General features: G+C 73.8%; 11 protein-coding genes. 9 read left to right on the top strand and 2 right to left on the bottom strand.

The window, feature by feature from the left end:
- The first annotated feature begins 4 nt into the window (after positions 1 to 4).
- From infB to BAW75_RS04275, 9 genes are all read left to right on the top strand, one after another.
- Entirely contained in the window at positions 5 to 2,794 is a 2,790-nt protein-coding gene (gene infB, locus BAW75_RS04315; RefSeq protein ID WP_420914979.1) for a translation initiation factor IF-2, read from the top strand.
- Positions 2,795 to 2,876: 82 nt separating this feature from the next.
- Positions 2,877 to 3,920, top strand: coding sequence for a TRM11 family SAM-dependent methyltransferase (locus BAW75_RS04310; RefSeq protein ID WP_104112723.1), 1,044 nt, complete (start codon positions 2,877 to 2,879; stop codon positions 3,918 to 3,920).
- Between the two features lie 41 nt (positions 3,921 to 3,961).
- On the top strand, positions 3,962 to 4,255 hold the full coding sequence (locus tag BAW75_RS04305; protein WP_043325814.1) for a DUF503 domain-containing protein: 294 nt from the start codon (positions 3,962 to 3,964) through the stop codon (positions 4,253 to 4,255).
- 182 nt (positions 4,256 to 4,437) lie between these two features.
- A complete protein-coding gene (gene rbfA, locus BAW75_RS04300; protein WP_043330546.1) occupies positions 4,438 to 4,920 on the top strand; it encodes a 30S ribosome-binding factor RbfA in 483 nt (160 codons plus the stop codon).
- A complete protein-coding gene (locus BAW75_RS04295) occupies positions 4,917 to 5,963 on the top strand; it encodes a DHH family phosphoesterase (protein WP_104112722.1) in 1,047 nt (348 codons plus the stop codon). The genes rbfA and BAW75_RS04295 overlap by 4 nt, the downstream gene beginning before the upstream one ends.
- Positions 5,964 to 6,099: 136 nt before the next feature.
- Positions 6,100 to 6,507, top strand: coding sequence for a hypothetical protein (locus BAW75_RS04290; protein ID WP_043325811.1), 408 nt, complete (start codon positions 6,100 to 6,102; stop codon positions 6,505 to 6,507).
- Entirely contained in the window at positions 6,507 to 6,716 is a 210-nt protein-coding gene (locus tag BAW75_RS04285) for a DUF6186 family protein (RefSeq protein WP_176722875.1), read from the top strand. The genes BAW75_RS04290 and BAW75_RS04285 overlap by 1 nt, the downstream gene beginning before the upstream one ends.
- 475 nt (positions 6,717 to 7,191) lie before the next feature.
- Positions 7,192 to 7,512, top strand: a complete 321-nt coding sequence (locus BAW75_RS04280; RefSeq protein ID WP_199495902.1) for a P-loop NTPase family protein — start codon at positions 7,192 to 7,194, stop codon at positions 7,510 to 7,512.
- A 47-nt stretch (positions 7,513 to 7,559) separates the two neighbouring features.
- Positions 7,560 to 8,882 (top strand): MATE family efflux transporter, encoded by a 1,323-nt coding sequence (locus BAW75_RS04275; protein WP_104112721.1) that lies wholly within the window; start codon positions 7,560 to 7,562, stop codon positions 8,880 to 8,882.
- Positions 8,883 to 8,888: 6 nt separating this feature from the next.
- Here the strand turns inward: BAW75_RS04275 and BAW75_RS04270 are convergent, their stop codons facing one another.
- On the bottom strand, positions 8,889 to 9,830 hold the full coding sequence (locus BAW75_RS04270) for a hypothetical protein (protein ID WP_104112720.1): 942 nt from the start codon (positions 9,828 to 9,830) through the stop codon (positions 8,889 to 8,891).
- A gap of 82 nt (positions 9,831 to 9,912) precedes the next feature.
- Complete coding sequence (locus BAW75_RS04265; RefSeq protein ID WP_104112719.1) at positions 9,913 to 10,206, bottom strand: hypothetical protein; 294 nt, start codon at positions 10,204 to 10,206, stop codon at positions 9,913 to 9,915.
- Positions 10,207 to 10,253 lie beyond the last annotated feature (47 nt).

Below are 10,253 nucleotides of genomic sequence, written 5' to 3'. Positions count from 1 at the left end.
CGGCTTGGCCGAGACCCGGGGTGCCCCCCGGGTCTCGGCCAAGCCGATGCCGCCCCGGCGTCCGGCTGCGCCGACCCCTGGACCGAAGCCCAAGGGCCCGGTCCCCGGCCCGCCGCAGCCGGCGACTCCGGTCGCCAAGCCGGCGAGCGCGCACGACATCGAAGTGGCGGCCGCCGAAGCGCGTGCCGCCGCGCTGAAGGCTGAGCAGGAGGCCGCGGTCAAGGCCGCGCAGGCCGCCCGCCAGCAGCAGCGCGAGACCGTACGCCGGGAGCCTCCGGCCGAGGGCGGTCCCCGCCCCGGTCCGCGTCCCGGCCCGAACGCCATGCCGCCGCGTCCGGGTTCCCCGGCCGCCGGTCGTCCCGGCGGTCCGGGTCAGGGTCAGGGACCCGGTGCCCGGCCCGGCGGTCGTCCGCCGACGCGCGGCGCCGGTAACAACCCGTTCGGCATCCAGGGCGGCCAGCAGCAGCGGCCCCCGGCCGCCGGTGCGGGCGGTCCCCGTCCCAGCCCGGCCGGCATGCCGCCGCGGCCCAGCCCGGCGTCGATGCCGCCGCGGCCGAGCCCGGCCTCGATGCCGAGCCAGCGCCCGACCACCGGCCGTCCCGGCGGCCCCGGTGGCGGTCGTGGCGGACCCGGCGGTGGCGCCGGTCGTCCCGGTGGCGGTGGCGGTGGCTTCCGCGGTGGACCCGGTGGTGGCGGCGGTGGCGGTGGCTACCGCGGCGGTCCCGGTGGTGGCGGCGGTGGCGGTGGCTACCGCGGCGGTCCCGGTGGTGGCGGCGGTGGCGGTGCTCCCGGCGGTGGTTTCCGTCCGGGTGGTCCGGTCGGCGGCGGTGGCCGTCCCGGCGGCGGCGGTCGTGGCCGTGGCGGTGGCGCGGCGGGTGCCTTCGGGCGTCCGGGCGGTCGTCCGACCCGCGGTCGCAAGTCCAAGAAGCAGCGCAGACAGGAGTTCGACAACCTGTCGGCCCCGACCATGTCCTCGGGCGCGCCCCGCGGTCAGGGTCAGGTCGTCCGGTTGTCCCGTGGCGCCTCGCTGTCGGACTTCGCCGACAAGATCAACGCCAACCCGGGTTCGCTGGTCCAGGAGATGTTCAACCTGGGCGAGATGGTGACGGCGACCCAGTCGTGCTCCGACGAGACCCTGCAGCTGCTGGGTGAGCACCTCGGCTTCGACGTGCAGATCGTCAGCCCGGAGGACGAGGACCGCGAGCTGCTCGCGCAGTTCAACATCGACCTCGACGCCGAGGTCGCGGCGGACCGCCTGGTCAGCCGTGCGCCGGTCGTGACCGTCATGGGTCACGTCGACCACGGTAAGACCAAGCTGCTCGACGCGATCCGCAAGGCGAACGTGGTGGCCGGCGAGGCGGGTGGCATCACCCAGCACATCGGCGCCTACCAGGTCCACGTCCCGCACGAGGGCGAGGACCGCGCGGTGACGTTCATCGACACCCCGGGTCACGAGGCGTTCACCGCCATGCGTGCCCGTGGCGCCCAGGTCACGGACATCGTGATCCTGGTGGTGGCGGCGGACGACGGCGTGATGCCGCAGACCATCGAGGCGCTCAACCACGCCAAGGCGGCGGACGTGCCGATCGTGGTCGCGGTCAACAAGGTCGACAAGCCCGAGGCGAACCCGGACAAGGTCCGCCAGCAGCTGACCGAGTACGGCCTGGTCGCCGAGGAGTACGGCGGCGACACCATGTTCGTCAACGTGGCGGCCAAGCCCGGCATCGGCATCGAGGAACTGCTCGAGGCCGTGCTGCTGACCGCCGACGCGTCGCTGGAGCTGACCGCTCCGATCGACGGGCCGGCGCAGGGTGTCGCGATCGAGGCGCACCTGGACAAGGGCCGTGGCGCGGTGGCGACCGTGCTGGTGCAGAAGGGCACCCTGCGTGCCGGTGACTCGATCGTCGCCGGTGGGGCGCACGGCCGCGTGCGGGCCATGCTGGACGAGAACGGCAAGCCGGTCGACGAGGCCGGTCCGGCGCGTCCGGTCATGGTGCTGGGTCTGACCACGGTGCCGGGTGCGGGTGACACCTTCCTGGCCGCCGAGGACGACCGCACCGTGCGGCAGATCGCCGAGCAGCGGCAGGCGCGGAGGCGGGCGGCGTCGTTCGCCAACTCCCGTGGCCGGGCCACCCTCGAGACGCTCATGGAGCAGCTCAAGGAGGGCGAGAAGACCTCGCTCAACCTGGTGCTCAAGGGCGACGTCTCCGGTTCCGTGGAGGCGCTCGAGGACGCGCTGTTCAACCTCGACATCCCGGAGGAGGTCCAGCTTCGGATCATCCACCGGGGCGTGGGCGCGATCACCGAGAGCGACGTCATGCTCGCGAGCGCCTCGTCCGAGGCGGTCACGATCATCGGCTTCAACGTGCGGGCCTCGAACAAGGTCCGCGAGATGGCCGACCGCGAGGGCGTGGAGATCCGGTACTACACCGTCATCTACCAGGCCATCGAGGAGATCGACGCCGCGCTCAAGGGTCTGCTCAAGCCGGAGTACGAGGAGGTCGAGCTGGGCACCGCGGAGATCCGCGACGTCTTCCGCTCGTCCAAGATCGGCAACATCTCCGGCTGTATCGTCCGGTCCGGCCTCATCCGCCGCAACGCCAAGGCGCGGCTGCTGCGGGACGGTGCGGTCGTGGCGGACAACCTCACGATCAGCTCCTTGAAGCGGTTCAAGGACGACGCGACCGAGGTCCGCGAGGGCTTCGAGTGTGGTCTGACGCTGGGCGGCTACAACAACGTCCAGGTCGGCGACGTCATCGAGACGTTCGAGATGCGCGAGAAGCCGCGCGCCTGAGTTCCACACGTACGACCGGCCGGCGGCCGGGGCCTTCGGGCCCCGGCCGTCGCCGTTTCCGCAGGCTGCGACAATCTGCGGCGTGATCCGGTACGCGCTGCTCCTCGCCCCCTCCGCCAACCGCGTCTACGCCGACGCGGCGGCCCGGCTGGCCCGCGCCGAACTGGCCGTGTTCGCCGGCTCCGGCGTGCTCGACGTGGTGCCGGGCGACGCCGAGGTCACCCGGATCGGCGGGGTGGAGTACCTGACGTTCACCGCCCCCGAACCCGGGCTCGGCGAGCGGGACCTGGCCCACCTGGCGAACCTGTCGGCGGCGTACGCGCTGTTCGAGCGGGTCGGTGACGACCTGCTGCGGCCGGTGCCGCTGCGACCGCTGGCCCGGTACGACTCCGACCTGATCACCATCCCCAAGTACGCCGGCAAGACCAACGAGCAGTTCACCCGGCTGCTGCTCAACGTCACAGTGCTCGCCTCCGCCGCCGCGCCGCGGATGCTGGACGGGCCGGTGGTGGTGCTGGACCCGCTCTGCGGCCGGGGCACCACGCTCAACCAGGCGCTGATGTACGGCTACGACGGCATCGGGGTCGAGCGCGACAGCAAGGACGTCGACGCGTACGCGACGTTCCTGCGTACCTGGCTGCGCCGAAAGCGGCTCAAGCACACCACCGAGTCGACGTCGGTGCGCCGGGACCGCAAGCTGGTGGCCCGCCGGTTCGAGGCGGTGCTCGCGCCGTCGCGGGACGAGCACCGGGCCGGGGCCACCCAGCGGGTCACCGTGCTGAACACCGACACCACCCGGGCCCGCGAGGCGCTGCGCCCCCGCTGCGCCGACGTGATCGTGACCGACGCGCCGTACGGGGTGGCGCACGGCAGCCGTACCGATCAGGGGTTGTCCCGCAGCCCGCTGGAGCTGCTCACCGCGGCCGTGCCGGTGTGGCGGGAGCTGCTGCGCCCCGGTGGCGCGCTCGGGCTGTCCTGGAACACCCACGTGGCGCCGCGGGCGCAGGCGGAGGCGGTGCTGGCCGACGCCGGGCTGCGCGTGCTCGACGGCCCCGGCTTCGGTGACTTCGCCCACCGGGTCGACCAGGCGATCGAGCGGGACGTGCTGGTGGCGGTCGCGCCTTAATCGCGTGCCGGGGTGCGCCACCCGGCGTACCGTTGCTCGCCGTGTATACCGGAACCGCACTGTTCGACCTGTTGCTCCCGGGTGACTCCCGGTCCCTGAAGGCCAAGCGGTCCTACGTCCGGCCGATCGTCGCCGCGCTGCGCAAGTTCGAGGTCTCCGCCGCCGAGGTGGGGGCGCTGGACCTGCACGGCCGGGCCGAGATCGGGGTGGCGGTGGTGGCCGCCGAGCCGGCCCACGTCCGCGAGGTGCTCGACTCCTGTGAGCGGCTGGTCGCCGCCCGCCCGGAGACCGAGCTGCTGTCGGTGCGCCGTCGCCTGCACGGCGAGGACGACTGACGGCGCGTCGCGCGGTACTCCGCCCGTGCCGCGTGAGGTCCGGTGGGACGCGGGTAGTGTTCTTCAGCGTTGGGCGGTCGGACCCGGCGGCGCCCACGCGCCCGCCGTCTCCGGCCGACGGCCCGGGTCGCACGGTGGACCCGGCGCCGTCATCGGTACAGGTGATCCCGGAGGTGGGGGACATGACGGATCAGGCAAAGGTTCGCCGGCACGCGGAGCGTATCCGGGAACTCGTCGCGTCGGTGGTGCGCAGCCAGATCAAGGACCCCCGGCTCGGCATGATCACGATCACCGACGCCCGGATCACCGCCGACCTGCGCGACGCCACCGTCTTCTACACGGTGCTCGGTGACGCGGCGGCCCAGGCGAGCACCGCCGCCGCGCTGGAGAGCGCCAAGGGCATGCTGCGCAGCACCGTCGGCAAGGCCCTCGGGCTGCGGCACTCGCCGACGCTGACCTTCGTCCTCGACGACGTGCAGGACCAGGTCAAGCACATCGACGACCTGCTCGCCGCAGCGCGTACCGCCGACGCCGAGGTGCAGCGGCTGGCCGCCAAGTCCTCGTACGCGGGCGACGCCCAGCCGTACCGGGTCGAGGACGACGAGGACGCCGCGGACGACGAGCCGGCCGCCGACGACGAGCCGCGCGAGGGCGACCGCCGGTGACCGAGGTCGCCGTCGCGGGTGGCCTGCCGGCCGGCCCGGCCGAATCGGAGTGGGCGGCGGCCGTCGCGGCGGTACGCGACCTTCCCGCCGACGCGCGGGTGCTGCTGATCTGCCACGTGAACCCGGACGGGGACGCGCTGGGCAGCATGCTCGGCTTCGGGCTGGGCCTGCGGCAGCTCGGCGTACGCGATCTCCAGGCGACCTTCCCCGGCCCGCCGGAGGTGCCCGAGCCGTTCCGCTGGATGCCCGGCGTGGAGCTGCTGGTGCCGCAGGACGACACGTACCCCGATCCGGATCTGGTGATCTGCTTCGACGCGGCGAGCGAGTCGCGGCTGGGTGACCTGGTGGGCCGGCTGGACACCGCGGGCACCTCGCTGGTGCTCGACCACCACGCCTCGAACACCGGCTTCGGCCGGATCAACCTGGTCGACCCGCACGCCGCCGCCACCTCGGTGGTCGCGCTGGAGTTGCTGGACCGGCTCGGGGCGACGCTCGACGCGGAGGTGGCGACCGGGCTCTACGTCGCGCTGACCACCGACACCGGCTCGTTCCGCTTCGAGGCGACCACGCCTGCCGTGCACCGGATGGCGGCGCGTCTGCTGGCCACCGGCATCCGGCCCGGCGACATCTCCCGGCGGGTGTTCGACACCCGCCCGTTCGGCGCCGTCCGCCTGTTCGGCGAGGTGCTCGGCCGGGCCACGCTGGAACCGGCGGCCGCCGCCGGGCACGGGCTCGTCTGGACGTACGCGACCCGCGAGGACCTGGTCCGGCACGACCAGCCGGCGTACGTGCTGGAGGCGCTCATCGACTCGGTGCGGTGCACCGAGGAGGCGGACGTGAGCTGCGTGATCAAGCAGGCGGGCGAGGCCGAGTGGGCGGTGTCGCTGCGCAGCAAGGGCGCGGTGGACGTGAGCGCGGTGGCCGTGGCGCTGGGCGGTGGCGGGCACCGGTTCGCGGCCGGCTTCACCGGGCGGGGCGCGCTCGACGAGCTGGTCGGACGGATCCGGGCCGAACTCGCTACCGCAACGCTGGTAGCCCCCTAAAAGCGGAATTGTGCCGATATTTCTGCCGGGCCGAGGCGCGGCGATGATCGGAAGTGTGAGCTGATCGGCGGCTTTTCCAGGGATTACGAGGCGTGCCAGCCTTTCCGCCGTGCGTGACGCTGGGGACAATCGGGTGATGGATCATCCCCGTGAGCTCACCGTCGAGGCGCCCCGGGCCTGGGACCGGCCGGTCGTCTCCGTGCCGGTGCTGATCTGCTTGTCCCTGGTCGGCGGTCAACTTCCGTCCTTCTCGACCGCGGCCAACCTCTACATCCTCACCACCGGCGGAGGGTTGATCTGGGTCGGCCTGAGCAACCGGGTGCCCCGGCGTCCGGCGCCCCGCCGGCTGCCGTCGGTCGCGCTCTGGTGGCTGGTGCCGGTGACCGTCTTCGGGGTCTTCGAGGGGGCGACGTTCATGGCGGCGGCGGGTGACGACTTCCCCACCCTCTCCCGGCTGGCCGATCCGCTGCTGGAGGACAGTGTGATCCGTTCGGCGGCCTGGTTCGCGTGGCTGTCCACGTTCTGGGGACTGGTGCGCCGATGATGCGGGCACTGGCGATCGGCGGGTTTCTGGTCTCGCTCGTGCTGTTCGCGGTCGTCGAGTGGGTGGCGCGCCGGGAGGGCTCGCGGGTCCCGTCGCTGGCCGACGTCTGCGCCTTCGTGATGCGGTACGAGGTGGGCCCGGTGCCGGTCGGGCGGATCGGCCTGTTCGGTTTCTGGTGGTGGCTGGGCTGGCACTTCCTGGCCCGCTGACGCGGCCGGCCGAGCCGGACGACGAGGTTGATCTTTCCGCATTTCGGGAACTGTGGGCAGCATCTGGAAAGTGAACGTTAATTTGGGTGAGGGCCGGCGCTTCGCGGCGCTGGTCACGGGCGGTGCTGCCGCACCCGGCCTCGCCTCCCTCCAGGGTCAGACCGACCCGGGCTCACGCTGCCAGGCGAGCCGCTCCGGTGATCCCGGACCGCAGCCGGGCGCCCGTAGGGCCGCCGTGTCCGGCGGACCGCACCCTGGAAGGACCTCAGATGCCCAGCAAGCGCAAGCCGCAGACCGAGACCACCACCGACGAGGCGCGCGAGCAGATGCGCCGCGCGCTGCAGACCTCGATGGACACCCGTCAGTGACGTACGCCGTCCGGCGGTGACGCCGGCCGGGCCGCACCCGTGGCCCGACGCCGACGTCACCGCCGCTCGGGACCGACCGCCGTGCCGGACGGCGCTACCGTCACCCGGTGCGACGCATCCTGGTCGTCGGCGCCTCCGGCGCCGGCAAGAGCACGCTCGCCGGTGAACTGGCCCGGCGACTCGACCTTCCGCTGATCCACCTCGACCGGCACTACTGGCGCCCCGGCTGGACCGCACCGGCCCCGGCCGACTTCCGCGCCGAGGTGGCAGCGCTCGCCGCCCGCCCGGCCTGGGTGATGGACGGCAACTACGCGAGCACGCTCGACCTCCGGCTGCCCCGCGCCGACCTGCTGGTGCTCTGCGACACCTCCCGGCTGCGCTGCCTGCGGCGTGACACGGCCCGCTTCCTGGCCGACGCAAGTAAGTAGCCCCCCGCCTTGCGGACCTTACCGGGAGCGTGCCAGGATCGGCGTCGATGAGCACCACAGCCGCCCCCGCCACCGCCGCCACACCCCGGCGGATCGCCGCGCTCGCGCTGCCCGCCCTCGTGGTGCTGGCCGCCGAGCCGCTCTACGTCCTGGTCGACACCGCAGTGGTGGGTCACCTCGGGCGGGTGCCGCTGGCCGCGCTCGCCGTCGGCGGCACCGTCATGACGCTCACCGCCTGGGTCGGCACCGTTGTCGCGTACGGCACCACCGGGCGCTCGGCCCGCCGCTTCGGGGCGGGGGACCGGGCCGCCGCGGTGGCCGAGGGCGTGCAGGCGTCCTGGCTCGCGCTGGCCACCGGAGTGCTGGTGGCGATCGCCATCGGCATCGGCGGGGGCGCGCTGGCGCGTACCCTCGTCGGCGGCCCCGGCGAGGTGGCCGACGCCGCCGCCGGATGGCTGCGGGTCGCGGCGCTCGGCGCGCCCGGCCTGCTGCTCGCCGCCGCCGGCAACGGCTGGCTGCGCGGCATCCAGGACACCCGCCGGCCGCTGCTGTTCGTGCTCGGCCCCAACCTGCTCTCCGCGGTGCTCTGCCCGCTGCTGGTCTATCCGGCCGGGCTCGGGCTGGTCGGCTCGGCGGTGGCGAACGCGATCGCGCAGACGCTCTCCGGCGTCCTGTTCGCGGCCGCGCTGGTGCGCGAGCGGGTCTCGCTGCGGCCCCGGCCCCGGGTGATCGGTCAGCAGCTCGTGCTCAGCCGGGACCTGCTGGTGCGCGGTGTCGCGTTCCAGGCCAGCTTCCTGTCCGCGACCGCCGTCGCGGCCCGCTTCGGCGCCGCCGCGGTGGGCGCGCACCAGATCGCCCTGCAACTGTGGTTCTTCACCGTGCTGGTGCTCGACGCGCTGGCCATCGCCGCGCAGTCGCTGGTCGGCGCCGCGCTGGGCGGCGGCGACGCGGCCGGCGCGCGGTTCCTGGCCCGCCGCGTCGCGCTGCTCGGCGGGCTGTGCGGCGTGGCCTTCGCGGTGCTGATCGCCGCCGGCGCCGGCGTCGTGCCGTCGTGGTTCAGCTCCGATCCGCAGGTACGCGAGCAGGCCATGACCGCCTGGCCCTGGTTCGTCGCGCTCCAGCCGATCGGCGGCGTGGTGTTCGCGCTCGACGGGGTGCTGATCGGCGCGGGCGACGTGCGCTACCTGCGCAACCTCACCATCGTGTGCGCGTTCGGCGGGTTCCTGCCGGCGATCTGGCTGGCGTACGGGCTGGAACTCGGGCTGGGCGGGATCTGGGCCGGGCTGACGTTGTTCGTGGTGCTGCGGCTGGCCGGCCTGCTGCTGCGGATGCGCTCGGGCGCGTGGGCGGTCGTCGGCACGGTCCGCTGACGCCGGTCAGCAGGGCTGGAACGAACCGGGGCCGCCCATCCACGGCTCGACCACGAAGAAGCCCTCGTCCAGCCGGGCGCAGTCGACGTTGTTCGTGCTCGCCTGCGCGGAGACGAGCCAGAGCCCGCGCTTCGCCGCCGGCAACCCTTCGGGGTGGGGGACCTCCCAGACGACCCGGTCACGGATGGCGGCGATTCCGGCCCGGCCCGGTGTCGTCCGCGGGACGTCGAACGCGTACATCCAGACGTACTCTGTGGTGATCCGCAGGATCGGCCGGCCGTCCTCGCCGGTGACGACCCGGTACCGCATCTCACCCCGGACCCGGATCTCGTCCGCGCTGTCCTGCGAGCCGATCCGGGTGGCGTAGTTCACGAACGACAAGTCCTCGAAGTCGGTACGCAGCTGAGCGCGCGCGGCGGGCGCCAGCAGCGCCAGGAACGGCTCCGTGTCGCCGAGGATCATGTACAGGTCGAGCCGGGCCTGGACCAGCGCGGCCCGGACCTGGGTCAGCGCCGCGGCCACCTCGCGGGCGGTGAACGGCGGTCGCGCCGTGGCCTCCGGCAGGACGATCCCGGCCTCACCCACCGCGAAGTCCGCGCCGATGGTCCCCGCGAACAGGTCACGCGGCTCGCCCACCCGGCTGAGCGGCACCGGCGACGGGCTGGCGGAGGCCGAGGCCGCGGCGGCGGTGCCGGACCGCACCCGGTCCACGGTGACCCGGCCGAGCACGACAGTGCCGCCGATCAGCGCCAGCGCAAGCACCACCACGAAGGCGACGCGGCGCTTGCCGCGCTGCCGCGACCAGACCAGGCGGAAGCGCTCGCCGCGGGTCAGCGGGACGTCCGCGTCCGCGCCGGTCATCCAGCTCGGCAACCGGATCTCCTCGCCCCGGGAGGCGACGGCGTAGGGATCCGGCTCGGGCGGCGTGGTTCCGTCTTCGGTGCTCATGCGGCGTTCCAGAGGGGTGCAGGGCCAGGGCGCATGATCATTGCACTCCGCCGCCGATCCCGCTGTCCCGTTTCCGTGCCGGTCAGATCCGCCCCTGCCGGATCGCCCACCCGAGGTAGAGCGTGCCGACGACCAGCAGCGTCGCGGTCACCAGGACGAACACGAACGACCCGATCGCGGCCGTCGTGGGGTGCCGCTCGCCGAACCGGGTCCGGCCCTGCCAGGCCCACATCCGGCGGCGCGCCGCCGCCAGCGCCGGCACACCGTCGACCAGGCCGGACAGGCGGCGACCGAGCGTACGGCGGGGCGGCTCCGGATTGCGCATCCAGTCCGGCAGGTCGACCCGGGCACGGTGCGGTGGCGGGGCGTCGCTCATCGAAAGGCTCCTGGCGCAGGGCGGCGGCGCGCCGCCGGATGTGGGCC

The organism is Micromonospora chalcea, from assembly GCF_002926165.1.
GTDB lineage: Bacteria > Actinomycetota > Actinomycetes > Mycobacteriales > Micromonosporaceae > Micromonospora > Micromonospora chalcea.
Note: the sequence above shows the minus strand (reverse complement) of the source record. Positions and strands in the feature narration are given on the sequence as shown.

Bases quoted from the DNA above. Each gene is read 5' to 3' on its own strand.
- BAW75_RS04265 (WP_104112719.1), bottom strand. From the start codon at position 10,206: ATGAGCGACGCCCCGCCACCGCACCGTGCCCGGGTCGACCTGCCGGAC.
- rbfA (WP_043330546.1), top strand. From the start codon at position 4,438: ATGACGGATCAGGCAAAGGTTCGCCGGCACGCGGAGCGTATCCGGGAA.
- BAW75_RS04275 (WP_104112721.1), top strand. From the start codon at position 7,560: ATGAGCACCACAGCCGCCCCCGCCACCGCCGCCACACCCCGGCGGATC.
- BAW75_RS04285 (WP_176722875.1), top strand. From the start codon at position 6,507: ATGCGGGCACTGGCGATCGGCGGGTTTCTGGTCTCGCTCGTGCTGTTC.
- BAW75_RS04270 (WP_104112720.1), bottom strand. From the start codon at position 9,830: ATGAGCACCGAAGACGGAACCACGCCGCCCGAGCCGGATCCCTACGCC.
- BAW75_RS04290 (WP_043325811.1), top strand. From the start codon at position 6,100: ATGGATCATCCCCGTGAGCTCACCGTCGAGGCGCCCCGGGCCTGGGAC.